The organism is Streptomyces collinus (assembly GCF_031348265.1).
Lineage (GTDB): Bacteria > Actinomycetota > Actinomycetes > Streptomycetales > Streptomycetaceae > Streptomyces > Streptomyces collinus.
Window position 1 is genome coordinate 8,195,416 of sequence record NZ_CP133771.1, and the last position, 17,204, is coordinate 8,212,619.

General features: G+C 71.0%; 14 protein-coding genes and 1 pseudogene. 7 read left to right on the forward strand and 8 right to left on the reverse strand.

Translation table 11 applies throughout. The features are described from left to right. Positions 1 to 42: 42 nt before the first annotated feature. Positions 43 to 313 (forward strand): annotated as a pseudogene (locus RFN52_RS36920) (Rossmann-fold NAD(P)-binding domain-containing protein); the annotation flags it as partial. On the opposite strand, the gene RFN52_RS36925 reads toward RFN52_RS36920, so the two are convergent. From RFN52_RS36925 to rhaI, 8 genes are all read right to left on the reverse strand, one after another. Continuing rightward, positions 314 to 1,672: a vWA domain-containing protein gene (locus tag RFN52_RS36925; protein WP_184853276.1), complete on the reverse strand. Its 1,359-nt coding sequence runs from the start codon at positions 1,670 to 1,672 to the stop codon at positions 314 to 316. After that, entirely contained in the window at positions 1,669 to 2,526 is an 858-nt protein-coding gene (locus RFN52_RS36930; protein WP_184853277.1) for an AAA family ATPase, read from the reverse strand. Before RFN52_RS36930 ends, RFN52_RS36925 begins: the two co-directional genes overlap by 4 nt. Positions 2,527 to 2,739: 213 nt before the next feature. Beyond that, positions 2,740 to 3,375: a LutC/YkgG family protein gene (locus tag RFN52_RS36935; protein ID WP_184853278.1), complete on the reverse strand. Its 636-nt coding sequence runs from the start codon at positions 3,373 to 3,375 to the stop codon at positions 2,740 to 2,742. Then, positions 3,372 to 4,850, reverse strand: coding sequence for a LutB/LldF family L-lactate oxidation iron-sulfur protein (locus RFN52_RS36940; RefSeq protein WP_184853279.1), 1,479 nt, complete (start codon positions 4,848 to 4,850; stop codon positions 3,372 to 3,374). Before RFN52_RS36940 ends, RFN52_RS36935 begins: the two co-directional genes overlap by 4 nt. After that, on the reverse strand, positions 4,847 to 5,602 hold the full coding sequence (locus tag RFN52_RS36945; protein WP_184853280.1) for a (Fe-S)-binding protein: 756 nt from the start codon (positions 5,600 to 5,602) through the stop codon (positions 4,847 to 4,849). The genes RFN52_RS36940 and RFN52_RS36945 overlap by 4 nt, the downstream gene beginning before the upstream one ends. A 70-nt stretch (positions 5,603 to 5,672) precedes the next feature. Next, complete coding sequence (locus RFN52_RS36950) at positions 5,673 to 7,136, reverse strand: rhamnulokinase (protein ID WP_184853281.1); 1,464 nt, start codon at positions 7,134 to 7,136, stop codon at positions 5,673 to 5,675. Then, a complete protein-coding gene (locus RFN52_RS36955) occupies positions 7,133 to 9,172 on the reverse strand; it encodes a bifunctional aldolase/short-chain dehydrogenase (RefSeq protein WP_184853282.1) in 2,040 nt (679 codons plus the stop codon). Before RFN52_RS36955 ends, RFN52_RS36950 begins: the two co-directional genes overlap by 4 nt. A gap of 106 nt (positions 9,173 to 9,278) precedes the next feature. Beyond that, positions 9,279 to 10,439 carry an L-rhamnose isomerase gene (rhaI, locus tag RFN52_RS36960; protein ID WP_184853283.1) on the reverse strand — a complete coding sequence of 387 codons (1,161 nt, stop codon included), beginning with the start codon at positions 10,437 to 10,439 and terminating at the stop codon, positions 9,279 to 9,281. 259 nt (positions 10,440 to 10,698) lie between these two features. Between rhaI and RFN52_RS36965 the strand changes: the two genes are divergently transcribed. The 6 genes from RFN52_RS36965 to RFN52_RS36990 are packed head-to-tail and all read left to right on the forward strand — an operon-like array spanning position 10,699 to position 17,147. Next, positions 10,699 to 12,216, forward strand: a complete 1,518-nt coding sequence (locus RFN52_RS36965) for a sugar ABC transporter ATP-binding protein (protein WP_184853284.1) — start codon at positions 10,699 to 10,701, stop codon at positions 12,214 to 12,216. Then, positions 12,213 to 13,253, forward strand: coding sequence for an ABC transporter permease (locus tag RFN52_RS36970; RefSeq protein ID WP_184853285.1), 1,041 nt, complete (start codon positions 12,213 to 12,215; stop codon positions 13,251 to 13,253). Before RFN52_RS36965 ends, RFN52_RS36970 begins: the two co-directional genes overlap by 4 nt. Further along, positions 13,246 to 14,256, forward strand: a complete 1,011-nt coding sequence (locus RFN52_RS36975; RefSeq protein WP_184853286.1) for an ABC transporter permease — start codon at positions 13,246 to 13,248, stop codon at positions 14,254 to 14,256. Before RFN52_RS36970 ends, RFN52_RS36975 begins: the two co-directional genes overlap by 8 nt. A gap of 29 nt (positions 14,257 to 14,285) precedes the next feature. Further along, entirely contained in the window at positions 14,286 to 15,368 is a 1,083-nt protein-coding gene (gene rhaS / locus RFN52_RS36980; protein ID WP_184853287.1) for a rhamnose ABC transporter substrate-binding protein, read from the forward strand. Between the two features lie 17 nt (positions 15,369 to 15,385). Further along, positions 15,386 to 15,706, forward strand: a complete 321-nt coding sequence (locus tag RFN52_RS36985) for an L-rhamnose mutarotase (RefSeq protein ID WP_184853288.1) — start codon at positions 15,386 to 15,388, stop codon at positions 15,704 to 15,706. Positions 15,707 to 15,722: 16 nt separating this feature from the next. Beyond that, positions 15,723 to 17,147, forward strand: coding sequence for a BNR repeat-containing protein (locus RFN52_RS36990; RefSeq protein WP_184853289.1), 1,425 nt, complete (start codon positions 15,723 to 15,725; stop codon positions 17,145 to 17,147). Positions 17,148 to 17,204: the final 57 nt, after the last annotated feature.

A 17,204-nucleotide genomic window follows, 5' to 3' on the forward strand; every position in this document is an offset into this window, starting at 1 on the left:
TAGGAGCCGGTCGGTTTCCGCGCTGTGAGCCATGAGGGAGGCTCCGCCTCCAAGGCCGCCTTCCGGTCGCAGACCAACTCGCCGCGCCTGGACCTGAAGCCGCGCGGCATCGACGTCGCGGGCCTCCATGCCGGCTACGTCGGCACGGACTGACCGCCGGGGTCGACGCCCCCCAGTCCACGGCCGGCTCCGTCGCGGCCCAGGCCCTCGACGGCATCGCGTCCGGCGCCCACGAGGTCCTGGCCGGCGACCTCTCGCGGCCGGGCTCGCGGCGGGCCCGGCCGCCCTCTGCCCGCAGCTCACCGCCGTCTGATCACACCGGCAGCAGCCGCGCCACCAGGGCGCTCAACTGCCGGGCGTTGCGGCACTCGTGCATCGCGACCAGCTCGGCGTAGGCGGGCGCGACGGAGTCGCCCGTGCCCCAGCGCGAGCGCTGCTCCGGGTTCAGCCAGTGCACACGGCGGGCACGTTCGGCGATCTGCCGCACGGCGGGCAGATTCGGGTCGCTCCGGTTCGTGCGGGCGTCACCCAGCACGAACACGGTCGTGCGCGAACCGACCGTGTCCGCGTACCGCTCGGCGAACTCGCCCAGCGCCATGCCGTAGTCACTGCTGCCGTGGTAGCCCGTGACCGCGGCCTCTCCCTGGATCCGGCTGCTCAGTCCCTCCGGGTCGGCCCGGCCGCGCTCCAGCAGCCCGGTCACCTCGTCGATCCGGTTGACGAAGGCGAACACCCGCACCTTGCTGAACTGGTCGTGCAGCGCCTGCACCAGCAGCATCGTGAAGTCGGAGAAGCCGGAGACCGACCCCGACACATCGCACAGCAGCACCAGTTCGGGGCGCATGGGACGCCGTCTGCGCAGCACCGGCTTCATCGGCACCCCGCCCGTCGACAGCGAACCGCGCAGGGTCCGCCGCAGATCGATCGAGCCACGCGAGGCACGACGGCGCCGGGCCGCCAGCCGGGTCGCGAGCTTGCGGGCAAGTGGCTGCACCGTCCTGCGCAGTTCGGCCAGCCGGTCCTGCCCGGCGAACAGGAAGTCGACCCGGTCGGCGGTCGGGGCCACCGCCCGCCGGGCGATCTCGTCCCGGCCGCGCCGCTCGGCGACCCGCCGCCGCGCCTCCGCCGCCACCAGAGCGCGGAAGACGTCGATGCGCCGCCGGATCTCGTCCTCCAGCAGCCGGTCCGCGAAGCCCTGGCTCCCGCCCTGCCCCCGGACGTTGTCGCGCACCCGGGCCAGCAGCGTCTGGGGCCGCAGCCGTTCGAGCGTCTGGTACGACGACCAGCCGTCCGACTCCGGCGAGGAACCGTAGCCGCCGAAACCGTCGACCGCCTCGATCGCGAGCCGGCCCAGCATCGCCCGGTCGTCGGCGGTCAGGGCGTCGGCCAGCCGGTCCCGCAGGTCCTCCCGCCCGGCCGTCGGCTGCTCCGGGCCGCCGACGCCGCGCGGGAAGTAGAGGTCGAAGACGGGGTCGAACACCTGCCGTTGCCCGGGCCCGTGCAGCAGCGTCGCCGCGAGCCCCTCGCGCAGCAGCTCCCGGTCCGCGAGGCCCAGTTCCTCGACCGCCCGGCCCGCGTCGACGCTCTCGCCGGTGCCGATCCGCATGCCGTGCGCGCGCAGCGCCCCGACCAGGGACGTCAGCCGCTCGGCGACGCCCGCCGGCGTGGTCACAGAGCGTCCAGGTCGAGCTTGGCCGAGGCCTTGAGGACGTCGTCCTGGTGCTTGAGGAGCACCCCGAGCGTGGCTCGCACGACCGTCTCGTCGAGGGAGTCGGCCCCGAGCGCGAGCAGGGTGTGCGCCCAGTCGACGGTCTCGGCGACCGACGGCACCTTGCGCAGGTCCATCGCCCGCAGTGCGCCCACGACCCGGACGACCGAGCGGGCCAGCGCCTCGTCGAGGCCGGGCACCTTCAGCCGTACGATCCGGCGCTCCAGCTCCTCTTCGGGGAAGCCGATGTGCAGGAAGAGACAGCGCCGGCGCAGCGCCTCGGACAGCTCCCGGCTCGCGTTGGACGTGAGAACGACGAAGGGGCGCCGCGTCGCCGTGATCGTGCCCAGCTCGGGGACGGTCACCTGGAAGTCGCTGAGCACCTCCAGCAGCAGGCCCTCCACCTCGACGTCCGCCTTGTCGGTCTCGTCGATCAGCAGCACCTTCGGGTCGTCGCCCCGGATCGCCGTCAGCAGTGGCCGCGTGAGCAGGAACTCCTCGCTGAAGATGTCCGTACGGGCCTCGTCCCACGTCTCGTCGCGGCCCGCGCTGATACGCAGGAGCTGCTTGGCGTGGTTCCACTCGTACAGGGCGCGGGACTCGTCGACGCCCTCGTAGCACTGCAGGCGGACGAGCCGCGCCCCGGCCACCGCGGCGACGGCCTTGGCGAGTTCCGTTTTGCCGACACCGGCCGGGCCCTCCACCAGGAGCGGCTTGCCGAGCCGGGCGGCGAGGAAGACGGTCGTGGCGACGGCGGGGGAGGCGAGGTAGCCGGTCTCGGCGAGGCGTGCGGAGACGTCGTCGACGGATGTGAACAACGGGGCCTCCAGGACGGCGGCGTGGGACGGACGGGCAGAGCACTATCTAAGCGCTTGTTCACCCAAGCTGTCACGGGGTTCCCGTCCGGGCGGTTGGCCAAACCGATCGGTTTCCGTACAGTCCGGCGCGCGGTACTCCCGCCCGTGGGGCCAGACCCGGCGAGGCGCCCACCAGGGGGCTACGTCGACTCGATCCCGCTCTGAGCCCCTGGGTCAGTCCTCGCCGACCAGGATCACCTCCAGGGTGCGCGGACCGTGCACCCCCTCGACCCGGTCCAGCTCGATGTCACTGGTCGCCGACGGCCCGGAGATCCACGTCAACGGGCGTGCCGGATCGAGGCGTTCGAGCCCCTGCGGCACGGACGACACGACCTGGCCCGGTACCCGCACGACACAGATGTGGTGGTCCGGGACGAGGGTGATCCGGCGGCGGCCCTGGTCGGGCGAGCCGTCCAGCACCAGGGTGCCGGTCTCGGCGATGGCGACCGCGCAGGCCGTCACCACACTGTCCACCCGGTCCAGTTCGCCCGGGGTGCTCCCGGGCCGGTCGGCCACCCGTGCCGCCCCGGTCGCCGCCAGCCACCCCTCGTCCAGTCCGGGCGGCACCAGCACCGAAGCCGCCCCGCGCTTCTCCAGCAGCGCCGCGATCAGCCCGGCCAGGCCGCCGGGGTCCGTGCGGTGCACGACCGCACGGTAGTCCGCCAGGTTCTCGGCGAGCAGCTCCACCGTCTGCGCGACGGTCCGCTGCCCGTGCTCGCGCAGATAGTCCCGTGCGATCGGCGCCTCGTCGGCCGGCGCGTCCGCCAGCGCGCGCCGCACCCGCCCCAGGATCCGTTCCCTGCTGTTCACCTGTCCCCGTCCTTCCCGCCGCGCGTGCGCTGCCACCAGTCCCGGAACGGCTCGGCGGGCACCGGCGGCAGCTCCCGGGTCCCGCTCCACGCCCTGCCCGGCCCCGGCAGGGTCCGGGGATGGAAGCGGCGGGTACGGGACGCGGCGCGCTGGCCGCCGCGCAGCACGCCCGGGTGCGTGAACGCCCAGCGGGCCGCCCGCATCGCCGCCCGCTCGGCGGCGTGCCCCTTCGCCGGCCGCAGCACCACCTTGTTGCCCTCGCGGGTGACCTCCCCGCCCTGCACGACCCGCTCCCGCAGATGCACCAGCACCTCCGGGATGTCGATGGCGACGGGGCACACCTCGTAGCACGCCCCGCACAGTGAGGACGCGTACGGCAGCGAGGCGTCGATCTCGCTGCCCGTGCCCCGCAGTTGGGGGCTGAGGATCGCGCCGATCGGCCCCGGGTACACCGACCCGTAGGCGTGGCCGCCCGCCCGCTCGTACACCGGGCACACGTTGAGGCACGCCGAGCAGCGGATGCAGCGCAGCGCCTGCCGGCCGACCTCGTCGGCGAGGGTGTCGGTGCGGCCGTTGTCCAGCAGCACCAGGTGGAAGTTCTGGGGACCGTCCTCGTCCGTGGTGCCGGTCCACGTCGAGGTGTAGGGGTTCATGCGCTCGGCCGTGGAGGAGCGGGGGAGGGTCTGCAGGAACACCTCCAGGTCCTGCCACGCCGGCACGATCTTCTCGATGCCGACGACCGAGATCAGCGTCTCGGGCAGGGTCAGGCACATCCGGCCGTTGCCCTCGGATTCCACGACCACGAGCGTGCCCGTCTCGGCGACCATGAAGTTGGCGCCGGAGATGCCGACCTTGGCCCGCAGGAACTTCTCCCGCAGGTGCAGGCGGGCGGCCTCGGCGAGTTCGGCCGGTGTGTCGGTCAGGCCCTCGGGGGCGGGGCGGCCCCACTCGCTCATCTCCCGGGCGAAGATGTCCCGGATCTCGCCCCGGTTGCGGTGGATGGCAGGGACCAGGATGTGCGAGGGCCGGTCCTTGCCCAACTGCACGATCAGCTCGGCGAGATCGGTCTCGTAGGCGTGGATGCCCTCTGCCTCCAGCGCCTCGTTGAGCCCGATCTCCTGCGTGGCCATCGACTTGACCTTGACGACCTCCGACTCGCCGGTCATCTTCACGAGCTGGGTGACGATCTCATTGGCCTCGGCAGCGTCGGCGGCCCAGTGCACGACGCCGCCCGCGGCCGTGACCGCCTCCTCCAACTGCACCAGGTAGCGGTCGAGGTGGCGCAGCGTGTGGTCCTTGATGCGCTTGCCCGCCTCGCGCAGCTCCGCCCAGTCGGACACCTCCGACACCGCCGTCGCCCGCTTGGCGCGGATGGTGTGCGTGGCGTGCCGCAGATTGCCGCGCAGGGTCGCGTTCCCCACGGCCTCCCGCGCGGCCTCCGGAAACGCCGGCATGCCGAGATACGTCCCGCTCATACGGCCGGTTCCTCCTCCGTGCTCGCCAGGATCTCCGCGATGTGCACCGGCCGCATGCCGGTGCGCAGCCGGGCCATCGTCCCGCCGATGTGCATCAGGCAGGAGTTGTCGGCCGCGCACAGCACCTCGGCGCCCGTCGACTCGGCGTTGCGCACCTTGTCCGCGCCCATCGCCGCCGAGACATCGGAGTTCTTCAGCGCGAAGGTGCCGCCGAACCCGCAGCACTCGTCGGCCCCCGGCAGCTCGACGAGCTCCAGCCCCTTCACCGCCCGCAGCAGGCGCCTCGGGCGCTCACCGAGCCCGAGTCCGCGCAGCCCGTGGCAGGTCGGGTGGTAGGTCACCGTGTGCGGGTAGTACGCCCCGACGTCCGTCACGCCCAGCACGTCGACCAGGAACTCGGTCAGCTCGTACGTCTTGGGCACCACCGGCGCCAGCGTCGCCGCGAGGGTGTCGCCCCGCCCCTCGGCCCGGGCCCGCTCGCCCATCCGCGGGTACAGCTCCCGCACCATCGCCCCGCACGATCCGGACGGCGTCACGATCGCCTCGTACTCACCGAAGACATCGGAGAAATGCCGGGCGAGCGGCTCGGCCTCGTGGCGGTATCCGGTGTTGTAGTGGGCCTGCCCGCAGCAGGTCTGCGCCATCGGGAAGTCGACGTCGACGCCCAGCCTGGTCAGCAGTTTCACCGCGGCGCGCCCGGTGTCCGGATAGAGCGTGTCGTTGACGCAGGTCAGGAACAGGGCGACACGCATCGCGGCTCCTTGTGGTCGGTCATCGGATGAGTGAAGCGTAGTCCGGGGACAGGAGGCGGGGGAGACCCCGTCAGTCCCCGGCGAGCCGGGCCTGCGCGGCGTGCCACCGCTCGGTCCCGCCCCGGGGCTCGTACCGGGTGAGCGGCTGCGTGTTCACGAGCAGCCGACGCATTCCGGCCAGGTCGCCGACCAGTCCGTGCGCCCGTGCCTGCACGAGGACGTTGCCCAGCGCGGCGGCCTCGGTCGGCCCGGCCACCACCGGCAGCCCGCACGCGTCGGCGGTCAGCTGGCACAGCAGGGCGTTGCGCGTGCCGCCGCCGACCACGTGCACGACGTCGACCGCGTGTCCGGCCAGCCGCTGGGCGTCCTGCACGGCCTTGCGGTGGGCGAGGGCGAGGGAGTCGAGGATGCAGCGCGTCACCTCGGCCGGCGACTCCGGCACGGGCTGCCCCGAGAGCCGGCACGCCTCGGCGATCCGCTCCGGCATCCGCCCGGGCGCGAGGAACGCCGCGTCCCCCGCGTCCACGACCGAGCGCAGCGCCGGAGCCTTGGACGCCTTCAGCAGCAGCGCGCCCAGGTCCGTCTCGCCCCAGGACCGCACGCACTCCTGGAGCAGCCAGAGCCCCATGATGTTCCGCAGGTAGCGGACCGTGCCGTCCAGTCCCAGCTCGTTGGTGAAGTTGGCGGCCCGGCTCTCCTCGGTCAGCACCGGTGCGTCCAGCTCCAGACCGGCCAGCGACCAGGTGCCGGTGCAGATGTAGGCGAACCGCTCGCCCGACGCCGGTACGGCGGCGACCGCGGAGGCGGTGTCGTGCGACCCGACGGCCGTCACCGGCACGGGACCGGCGAGCCCGGTCTCCTCCAGCACCTCGCCGCGCAGCAGCCCCGCCGGATCGCCGGGCTGCCGCAGCGGCGCGAACAGGTCCAGGTCGATGCCCAGCCGGGAGGCGACGTCGTACGCCCAGTCGCGGGTGCGGGGATCGATCAACTGCGTCGTGGACGCGTTGGTCAGCTCCGTGCCCTGCTCGCCGGTCAGCCAGTACGTCAGCAGGTCCGGCATCAGCAACAGCCGCCGGGCCTCGTCGAGCTGGGCCGTGGAGCGGGCGGCCGTGAGCTGGTACAGGGTGTTGAAGGGCGCGTACTGCAACCCGGTCGCGGCGTACAGCTCCTCCGCGGGCACGGTCGCCCACACCTTCTCCGCGACGCCCTCGGTCCGCGGGTCCCGGTAGTGCACGGGGTTGCCGAGCAGTGCCCCGTCCGCGTCCAGCAGCCCGTAGTCCACGGCCCAGCTGTCGATGCCGACGGAGTCGAGTCGTCCACCGCAGTGGGCACCCGCTGCCCGCAGCCCGTCCAGCACTCCGGCGTACAGCCCGAGCACGTCCCAGCGCAGCCCCTCGGGCACCCGGACGGGCCGGTTGGGGAACCGGTGCGCCTCGGCGAGTTCCAGGCTGTCCGGGCCGACGCGGCCGACCATGACGCGCCCGCTGGACGCGCCGAGGTCGACCGCGGCGTACGACTTCTCGGCGGCGCTCATCGCAGGAAGGCGGCCGCGACGCCGGCGTCGACGGGGATGTGCAGACCGGTCGTGTGGGTGAGATCCCCACCGGTCAGCGCGAACACGGCGTTGGCCACGTGCTCGGGCAGCACCTCGCGCTTGAGGATGGTCCGCTGGGCGTAGAACTCACCCAGCTTCTCCTCCTCCACCCCGTACACGGCGGCCCGCTTGGCGCCCCACCCGCCGGCGAAGATCCCCGACCCGCGTACGACACCGTCCGGGTTGACCCCGTTGACGCGGATGCCGTGCTCGCCCAGCTCGGCGGCGAGCAGCCGCACCTGGTGCGCCTGGTCGGCCTTGGTGGCGGAGTAGGCGATGTTGTTGGGACCGGCGAACACGGCGTTCTTCGAGGCGATGTAGACGATGTCACCGCCCAGCTCCTGGGCGGTCATCACCCGGGCGGCTTCCCGCGACACCAGGAAGGACCCGCGCGCCATGATGTCGTGCTGGAGGTCCCAGTCCTTGGCGGAGGTCTCCAGCAGCGGCTTGGAGATCGAGATGCCCGCGTTGTTGACGACGAGGTCCACCCCGCCGAAGGCCAGCACCGCCGCCCGGAAGGCCTCGGCGATCTGCTCCTCGGAGGTGACGTCCACCGTCACGGCGACGGCCCTGTCGGGCCCGCCCAGCTCCTCGGCGACGGCCTCGGCGTTCTCCGCGTCGAGATCGGCGACGATCACACACGCGCCCTCGGCCACGAGCCGGTGCGCGATGGCCTTCCCGATGCCGCTGCCGGCACCCGTCACCAGCGCCACCCGGGTCGCCAGCGCCTTGGGCTTCGGCATCCGCTGGAGCTTGGCCTCCTCCAGCGCCCAGTACTCGATCCGGAACTTCTCGGACTCCTCGATCGGGGCGTAGGCGGAGACGGCCTCGGCCCCGCGCATCACGTTGATGGCGTTGACGTAGAACTCGCCCGCGACCCGGGCGGTCTGCTTGTCCTTGCCGAAGGAGAACATGCCCACGCCCGGCACCAGCACGATCGCCGGGTCGGCGCCGCGCATGGCGGGGGAGTCGGGTTCGGCGTGCCGCTCGTAGTAGGCGGCGTACTCCTCGCGGTACCGCGCGTGCAGTTCCTTCAGCCGGGCGATCGCCTCGTCGAGCGGGGCGCTCGGCGGCAGGTCCAGCACCAGCGGCCGGACCTTGGTCCGCAGGAAGTGGTCCGGGCAGGACGTGCCGAGCGCGGCGAGCCGCGGGTGCTCCGCGCTCGCGAGGAAGTCGAGCACGACCTCGGAGTCGTCGAAGTGCCCGACCTGGGGCCGGTCCTTCGAGGCGACGGCCCGCACGTACGGGGCGAGCGCGGCGGCCCGCTCCCGCCGCTCCGCTGCGCCCAGCGCGGCGTACCCCTCGATCACCGGACCGAAGGGCTCGGGCTTGCCCCGCTCGGCGAGGAACGTCTCGGCGGTCCGGATGATGTGCAGCGAGTTCCGCTCGCACTCCTCGGAGGTGTCACCCCAGGCGGTGATCCCGTGACCGCCGAGCACGCACCCGATGGCCTGCGGATTGGCCTCCTTCACGGCGGCGATGTCCAGCCCCAGCTGGAACCCGGGCCGCCGCCACGGCACCCACACCACGCTGTCCCCGAAGCACTCGGCGGTCAGCTTCTCCCCGTCGGCGGCGCAGGCGAGCGCGATCCCCGAGTCCGGGTGCAGATGATCGACGTGCGCGGCCCCGACCAGCCCGTGCATCGCGGTGTCGATGGACGGGGTGGCCCCGCCCTTCCCGTGCAGGCAGTAGTCGAACGCGGCGACCATCTCGTCCTCGCGCTCGACCCCCGGGTACACGTCCACGAGCGCCCGCATCCGGTCCAGCCGCAGCACGGCCAGCCCTGCCTCGGTCAGCGTCCCGAGATCACCGCCGGACCCCTTGACCCACATCAGCTCGACGTCACCACCGGTGGCGGGGTCGGTCTCGGTGCCCTTGGCGGAGGCGTTGCCCCCGGCGTAGTTGGTGTTCCGGGGATCGGCCCCGAGCCGGTGCGACCGGGCGAGGAGAGCGGCAGCTTCGGGATGAACAGCCATGAACAGTTCCTTTGCAACGGAGGGTGTGTATGTCAGGGGCGCGGGGAACTGCGCGACCAGCCACGACCGGCCGGCAGCCCGAAATCGAACAGAACCCGGCAGACGCTCACGCACCCCATCCGGCCTGCTGCCCACCAACCCGCTCGGCGACGATCTTCTCGCCCCACCCGGACCGCCGATACGCAGCGAGAGGCTCGGGGTCCAACCCCATCTCCTCCCGCACCTCGCGCAGCAACGGCCGCACATCCGTGTTGTACGCATCCATCACCACGGCGTTCGCCTCCAGCACATCCCCCGCCCGCTGCGCCGCCCGCAACGCGTCACCGTCGACCAGCAGTGCCTTCGCCGTGGCCTCCTGCACGTTCATCACCGACCGGATGATCGCCGGGATCTTCGCCTCGATGTTGTGGCACTGGTCGAGCATGAATGCGACCTCGGGTGAGAACCCACCGCCCCGCACGACCTCGTACATGATCCGGAACAGCTGGAACGGATCCGCCGCCCCGACCATGAGGTCGTCGTCCGCGTAGAACCGCGAGTTGAAGTCGAACCCGCCGAGCTTCCCCTCACGCAGCAGCGTCGCCACGATGAACTCGATGTTCGTCCCCGGCGCGTGATGCCCCGTGTCGACGACGACCTGCGCCTTGGGCCCCAGCTTCAGGCAGTGGGCATAGGCGGTGCCCCAGTCCGGCACGTCCGTCGTGTAGAACGCAGGCTCGAAGAACTTGTACTCCAGCAGCATCCGCTGCCCGTCGCCGAGCCGCTCGTAGACCTCGGCCAGCCCCTCGGCCAGCCGGTCCTGCCGCCCCCGGATGTCGTCCTGGCCGGGATAGTTCGTGCCGTCGGCGAACCACAGCTTCAGATCCGCCGAGCCCGTCGCGTCCATGATGTCGACGCACTCCAGCAGATGATCGACGGCCTTCCGCCGCACGGAGGCCTCCGGATGACAGATGCTCCCGAGCTTGTAGTCGTCGTCCTGGAACGTGTTGGAGTTGATCGCCCCGAGCTTCACGCCCCGCTGCTCGGCGTGCTTGGCCAGCGCCGCGTAGTCGTCGACCTTGTCCCACGGGATGTGCAGGGCCACGGTCGGGGCGACGCCCGTGAACTCGTGCACCTTCGCCGCGTCGTCCAGCTTCTCGAACGGGGTGCGCGGCACACCCTGCTGCGCGAAGACCTTGAACCGTGTGCCCGAGTTCCCGTACGCCCACGACGGCGTCTCGACGGCCTGTGTCTTGAGAGCGGCCTTCGCCGCGGCGAGCTCGGTCACGTCAGGCTCCTGTGACATCGGGTCGTGACGACCACTGAATGAAACGATTCAGGACGCGAAGCTATGGTCCCCCCGAAGGGGTGTCAACCCCTCCGGCCAAGACGGTTTCCCGTGACCCATGCGTGACCTTCTGTCCTCGAAACTTTTTCGACCGGAACCCATTGACGTGACATGCGCGGCCCGCCTAACGTCCCGGCAACCCAGTTGAAACCTTTCACGACGCCGTGGGCCGACCCGCCGGCGTCGTCGAGGAGCCCTCATGACCCACCCGTCCACCACGGGTCCGGCCCCGGTCCTCGCACTGAAGGACGTCTCCAAGTCCTTCGGCGTGGTCCGTGCACTGCGGGACGTCTCCCTGGAGCTGTTCCCCGGGGAGGTGCACGCACTCGCCGGTGAGAACGGTGCCGGCAAGTCCACCCTCATCAAGACCCTCGCCGGGGTGCACCGCCCGGACGCCGGCCAGGTGCTGCTCGACGGTGCGCCCGTCGCCTTCCACGGCCCCGGCGACGCCCGCGACGCCGGCATCGCCGTGATCTACCAGGAGCCCACGCTCTTCCCCGACCTGTCGATCGCCGAGAACATCTACATGGGCCGCCAGCCGCGCCGCGCCCTCGGCCGCATCGACCACAAGGCCACCCACAACGCGACAGCCGCCCTGATGGAGCGCCTCGGTGTCGAACTCGACCCCGACCGGCCCGCCCGCGGTCTGTCCATCGCCGACCAGCAGATCGTCGAGATCGCCAAGGCGCTCTCCTTCGACGCCCGCGTCCTGATCATGGACGAGCCGACGGCCGCCCTCACCGGCAGCGAGGTCGCCCGCCTCTTCGGCGTCGTGCGCACCCTGCGCGACCAGGGCGCCGCCGTGCTGTTCATCTCCCACCGGCTGGAGGAGATCTTCGAGATCTGCCGGCGGGTCACCACCCTGCGCGACGGCGCCTGGATCGCCAGCGAGCCGCTGGAGGGCATGACCGAGGACGACCTCGTGCGCCGCATGGTCGGCCGCGACCTCGACGAGCTGTACCCCAAGCAGGACGTGAAGCCGGGCGAGGTCGCCCTGAGCGTGCACCGGCTGACCCGCGAGGGGGTCTTCACCGACGTCTCCTTCGAGGTCCGGCACGGCGAGATCGTCGGTCTGGCCGGACTCGTCGGCGCCGGGCGCACGGAGGTCGCCCGGGCCGTGTTCGGCATCGACCGCTGGGACGCCGGCGAGGTCTCCGTCCACGGCAAGGCCCTGGTCAACGGAGCGCCCTCCACCGCCATGGCCGCCGGACTCGCCCTGGTCCCCGAGGACCGGCGTGCCCAGGGCCTGGTGATGGACATGTCCATCGAGCGGAACATCGGGCTGACCGGGCTGCGTACGACCGTGAAGGCCGGGCTCATGGACCGCGGCGCCGAACGCAGCCGCTCCCTGGACTGGGCCGTCAGGCTCCAGGTGAAGTACGCCCGGATCGCCGACACGGTCAACACGCTCTCCGGCGGCAACCAGCAGAAGGTCGTGCTCGCCAAGTGGCTGGCCACCGGCCCGAAGGTGCTGATCGTCGACGAGCCCACCCGCGGCATCGACGTCGGCACCAAGGCCGAGGTGCACCGGCTGCTGTCCCAGCTGGCCGCGGACGGCGTGGCCGTCCTGATGATCTCCTCCGACCTGCCCGAGATCCTCGGCATGGCCGACCGCGTGCTGGTGATGCACGAGGGCCGCCTCACCGCCGAGATCCCCCGCACCGACGCCACCGAGGAAACCGTGATGGCCGCAGCCACCGGGAGGGCCGCCGCATGACGGTCGTCACCCCGCAAGAGGCCCCCGTGGCCGACGTGCCCAAGTCGAGCGGCACCCGGCTGGTCGACCGCGTCTTCAAGATGCGCGAACTCGCCATCCTGCTCGTCTTCCTGGTGATGATCGCCGTCACCCAGGCCGGCAACAGCCAGTTCCTGTCCGAGCAGGGCATCAAGGACCTGCTGCTGAACGCGACCATCCTCGTCCTGGTCGCCACCGGCCAGTCCCTCGTCGTCATCACCCGCAACGTCGACCTGTCCGTCGGATCCACGCTCGGCATCAGCGCGTTCGCCGCCGGCACCTACCTCCAGGGCGGCGGCAACCCGGTCGTGGCGATCGCGCTGGCCGTGCTGCTGGGCATCGGCTTCGGACTGCTCAACGGACTGCTCGTCAGCCTCGGCCAGGTGCCCGCGCTCGTCGTCACCCTCGGCACGCTCTACATCATCCGCGGCATCGACTCCATCTGGGTCGGCTCCCGGCAGATCACCGCGGCCGACCTGCCCGGCGGATTCGTGGACTTCGGCTCCGGCGGCATCTCCGCGGTGCCGTATCTGGCGCTGATCGCGCTGGCGGTGCTCGTCGCCACCGCCTACTACCTCAAGCACTTCGCCGGCGGACGCGAGCTGTACGCGCTCGGCTCCAACCCCGAGGCCGCCCGCCTCGCCGGCATCCCCGTCCGCAAGCGGATCCTCGTCGCGTACACCTTCTGCGGCGCCCTCGCCGGACTCGCCGGCGCGATGTACCTCGCCCGGTTCGGCAACGTCGACTCCGGCACCGGCAACGGCTACGAACTGACCGTCGTCAGCGCGGTCGTGGTCGGCGGCGTCGTCTTCACCGGCGGCTCCGGCAGCGTCTACGGCGCCGCCCTCGGCGCGCTGCTGCTGACCTCCATCAACAGCGTGCTGCCCGCCCTCGGCGTCAGCTCCGTCTGGGTGCTCGCCATCAACGGCATCCTGCTCATCCTCGCGATCGCGGTCGACCGGATCGTCGCGCTGCGCGTGGCCTCCGCCCTGAAGAAGAGGAACGCCCGCCATGGCTGACATCTCCCCGAGCCGAGTGGCCGGCTGGTCCGGCCTCAAGAGGTGGGATTCCGCCGTCGGCGCCCTGCTCGTCGTGGTCCTGCTCTTCTCCTTCGGCTTCGTCGACGGCTTCGGCAACGCGCTCAACCTGTCGTTCCTGATCGGCAACACGCTGCCGATCGCGCTGATCGCCCTGCCGATGACACTGCTGGTCGTCTCCGGTGAGATCGACCTGTCGGTCGCCTCCACGGCCGGTCTGTCCGGTGCCGTGATGGGCGCCCTGTGGAACCAGGGCATGACCATCGAGACGATCATCCCGATCTGCCTGCTGCTCGGCGTCGTGTGCGGGCTGGTCAACGGGCTGCTGGTGACCAGGCTGGGGCTGCCGTCCCTCGCCGTCACCATCGGCACGCTGGCCGCCTACCGGGGCATCGCGCAGATCGTGCTCGGCTCCGACGCGGTGACCGACTTCCCGACGCAGTACCTGGACTTCGCGGCCGGGCGCATCGGCGACACGTTCGTCCCGTACGCCCTGCTGCCGTTCCTCGTCCTGCTCGCCATCGCCGTGGTCGCGCTGCACGCCACACCCTTCGGCCGGTCGCTGTTCGCCATCGGGGCGAGCGAGGAGGCCGCCCGCTTCGCCGGCATCCGGGTCAAACGGCAGAAGCTGATCCTGTTCACCCTGACCGGTCTGATGGCCTCCCTGACCGGCATCTTCTGGGCGCTGCACTACGCCAGCGCCCGCTACGACAACGCCACCGGCCTCGAACTGTCCGTCGTGGCCGCCGTGCTGCTCGGCGGCATCGACTTCGACGGCGGCAAGGGCACGTTGGGCGGTGCGGTCGCCGGAGTGTTCCTCCTCGGCGCACTGCAGAACGTGATGAGCCTCCAGGACGTCTCCGCCCAGTCCCAGATCGTCGTCACCGGCGTCCTGCTCGTTCTGTCCGTGCTCGGCCCCCGGGTCGTACGGCAGATCTCCACAGCGAGGGCGGGCCGCAGAGCCGCCTCGACTCCCACCTCGTAACCAGCCCTTCCTCGTAAAGGACCAACGCCATGCGTAAGTCAACCCTGCGTCGCAGCTGCGCGGCCCTCGCCACCGCCACCTCCCTCGCGCTCGCGCTCACCGCCTGCGGCGGCACGACCAAGAAGGACGTCGCGAACGAGGGCGCCTCCGCCGCCACCGCCGGCAAGGCCGACCCGAACGCGGCCACCAAGAAGGGCCTCACCGTCGGGTTCCTGCCCAAGCAGGTCAACAACCCGTACTTCACCAGCGCCGACAAGGGCGGCGAGAAGGCGCTCAAGGAGCTGGGCTCCAGCTACAAGGAGGTCGGCCCGTCCAGCGCGACCGACACCGCCGGGCAGGTCTCCTACGTCAACACGCTCACCCAGCAGCAGGTCGACGCCATGGCCGTGTCCGCGCAGGACCCCGGCGCGCTGTGCACCGCCCTCAAGCAGGCCATGAAGAACGACATCAAGGTCGTCACCTACGACTCCGACACCACGCCCGATTGCCGCAACGCCTTCGTCTCCCAGGCCTCCGCCGAGGACCTGGGCCGCACCGAGGTGCAGCTGCTCGCCAAGCAGATCGACTACAAGGGCGAGATCGCGATCCTGTCCGCCGCGCAGACCGCGACGAACCAGAACACCTGGATCGACTTCATGAAGGACGAGCTGAAGAAGCCCGAGTACAAGAACATGAAGCTGGTGAAGACCGCGTACGGCAACGACGACGCCCAGCAGTCCTTCCAGCAGACCCAGGGCCTGCTCCAGGAGTACCCGAACCTCAAGGGGATCATCTCCCCGACCACGGTCGGCATCAAGGCCGCCGCCCAGTACCTGTCGGGCTCCAAGTACAAGGGCAAGGTCAAGCTGACCGGCCTCGGCACCCCGAACGACATGCGCAAGTACGTCAAGAACGGCACCGTCGAGGCGTTCGAGCTGTGGGACCCGGCCAAGCTCGGCGAGCTGGCCGCCCGCACCGCCGTCGCCCTTTCCTCCGGGCAGATCACCGGCAAGGAGGGCGAGACGTTCAAGGCCGGCTCCATGGGCGAGTACACCATCGGCAAGGACGGCGTGATCAGCCTCGGCAAGCCGACCGTGTTCGACGCCGAGAACATCGACCAGTTCAACTTCTAGACCCTGGGAGGTCGTTGATGCAGCGCGTGTGCTTCCTGCTGAAGGTCCGGGCGGAGCGCCTCGACGAGTACCGCGAGCGGCATGCCGCGGTATGGCCCGAGATGCTCCAGGCGCTCTCGGAGACCGGCTGGCACAACTACTCGCTCTTCCTGCGCGAGGACGGACTGCTCGTCGGCTACCTGGAGACCGAGGACTTCGCGGCCGCCCGGGCCGGCATGGAAGCCACCGACGTCAACGCCCGCTGGCAGGCGGAGATGGCGCCGTTCTTCGAGTCGCTGGACGGCGCCCGGCCCGACGCGGCCATGAAACCGCTCACCGAAGTGTTCCACCTCGCATGACGATGGAGTCCACGAGATGCACAGACGTACGTTGCTGGCCGCCGCCCTCGCGGGAGCAGTGGTGACCCCCGCCTTCGCCTCCGGCACGGCACGGGCCGCCGACCCCGGCCCCTCGGTCACCCGGACCGGCACCACCACGCTCGACGGCCAGGCCCTCTTCTTCGTGTCCTACGACGGGCTGGTCAACAACAACGCGTTCCAGAAGAACGGCCTGCTGACCTACAAGGGCTACCAGTACGCCGTCTGGTACACCGCCGACCGCAATGCCGTCGTCGGCCGCCGGGCCCTCGGCGCGAGCACCTGGTCGACCGTGAAGGTAGGGCACACGCTGCGCTACAACGACTCCCACAACGTCATCTCCATGGGCGTCTCCAAGGCCGACGGCCGGCTGCACCTCAACATGGACTCCCACAGCGACGGCTTCACCTACGTCAAGTCGGTCGCCGGCCTCATGGACAACCCCGGGGGCCTGAGCTGGACCGCGAGCCGCTTCGGCGCGCCCCAGTCGACGCTCGACGGCCTGGCCCTGACCTCGCAGTTCACCTATCCCCAGTTCGTCTCCACCCCGGACGGCAAGCTCCAGCTGAGCTATCGCGTCGCCGTCTCCGGCAACGGCCGCAACGCCCTCGCCGAGTACGACGGCACGAAGTGGACCAACCTCGGCGAGTGGTCCGGCTCGACGGGCACGTACACCAGCGAGCACGGCTCCTCGACGGCCCGCAACATGTACCTGCACGGCATCGACTACGACCGGAACGGCCGGCTGCACTCCTTCTTCACCTGGCGCGAGCAGAACGGCGCCGTGATGTGCAACAGCGGAGGCATCACCAACCACGACACCGGCTACGTCTACTCCGACGACCGGGGCCGCACCTGGCGCAACAACGCAGGCACCGTCGTCGGCGTGACGGGCGGCTCGGACAAGGTGTCCGTGACCGACGCCGGTCTGGTCGTGGACCCGCTCAACCCGGACCACTCCCTGATGAACCAGGAGAGCCAGTTCACCGACTCCGCGGGCCGGCCGCACGCGATCATCTCCTATGTCCCCGGCCGCTTCGGCCAGTGCACCACGAACTACGTCGCGAACCGGACCGCGAACGGCCGTGCCTTCCACGTCCGCAGGAACGCCTCCGGCACCTGGCAGAAGACCGAGATACCGGTCCCGCTGAACTCCAGCCAGCGCACCAAGCTGATCCTGGACACGTACGACAACGCGTATGCGATCTTCCCGTTCGGCCGGATCGCGGGGGCCTCCGCTGCCTCCGGGTACACCGACTGGAGGGTCCTCTTCGACGGCAGCGGCCTCAACGCCTTCGGCGAGGTCGTCATCGACGAGACGCGGGTCGCCCAGGACGGGGTGCTGTCCTTCATGTACCAGGAGAAGTCCAGCGGTACGACGCCCTCGGCGCTGCACGTGATCGACTTCCGCCTGCCCGCCTGACCGCATCCGGTTCCCGGGGCGGCGTGCCGGTAGTGTGAAGCCGCCCCGGCCGCCGCC

What these genes read in the sequence shown, in the direction of transcription:
- RFN52_RS36945 (WP_184853280.1), bottom strand. Translation starts at nt 5,602, where the DNA reads ATGCGTGTCGCCCTGTTCCTGACCTGCGTCAACGACACGCTCTATCCG.
- rhaS (WP_184853287.1), top strand. Translation starts at nt 14,286, where the DNA reads ATGCGTAAGTCAACCCTGCGTCGCAGCTGCGCGGCCCTCGCCACCGCC.
- RFN52_RS36990 (WP_184853289.1), top strand. Translation starts at nt 15,723, where the DNA reads ATGCACAGACGTACGTTGCTGGCCGCCGCCCTCGCGGGAGCAGTGGTG.
- RFN52_RS36965 (WP_184853284.1), top strand. Translation starts at nt 10,699, where the DNA reads ATGACCCACCCGTCCACCACGGGTCCGGCCCCGGTCCTCGCACTGAAG.
- RFN52_RS36985 (WP_184853288.1), top strand. Translation starts at nt 15,386, where the DNA reads ATGCAGCGCGTGTGCTTCCTGCTGAAGGTCCGGGCGGAGCGCCTCGAC.
- RFN52_RS36940 (WP_184853279.1), bottom strand. Translation starts at nt 4,850, where the DNA reads ATGAGCGGGACGTATCTCGGCATGCCGGCGTTTCCGGAGGCCGCGCGG.
- RFN52_RS36975 (WP_184853286.1), top strand. Translation starts at nt 13,246, where the DNA reads ATGGCTGACATCTCCCCGAGCCGAGTGGCCGGCTGGTCCGGCCTCAAG.
- RFN52_RS36950 (WP_184853281.1), bottom strand. Translation starts at nt 7,136, where the DNA reads ATGAGCGCCGCCGAGAAGTCGTACGCCGCGGTCGACCTCGGCGCGTCC.
- RFN52_RS36955 (WP_184853282.1), bottom strand. Translation starts at nt 9,172, where the DNA reads ATGGCTGTTCATCCCGAAGCTGCCGCTCTCCTCGCCCGGTCGCACCGG.
- RFN52_RS36970 (WP_184853285.1), top strand. Translation starts at nt 12,213, where the DNA reads ATGACGGTCGTCACCCCGCAAGAGGCCCCCGTGGCCGACGTGCCCAAG.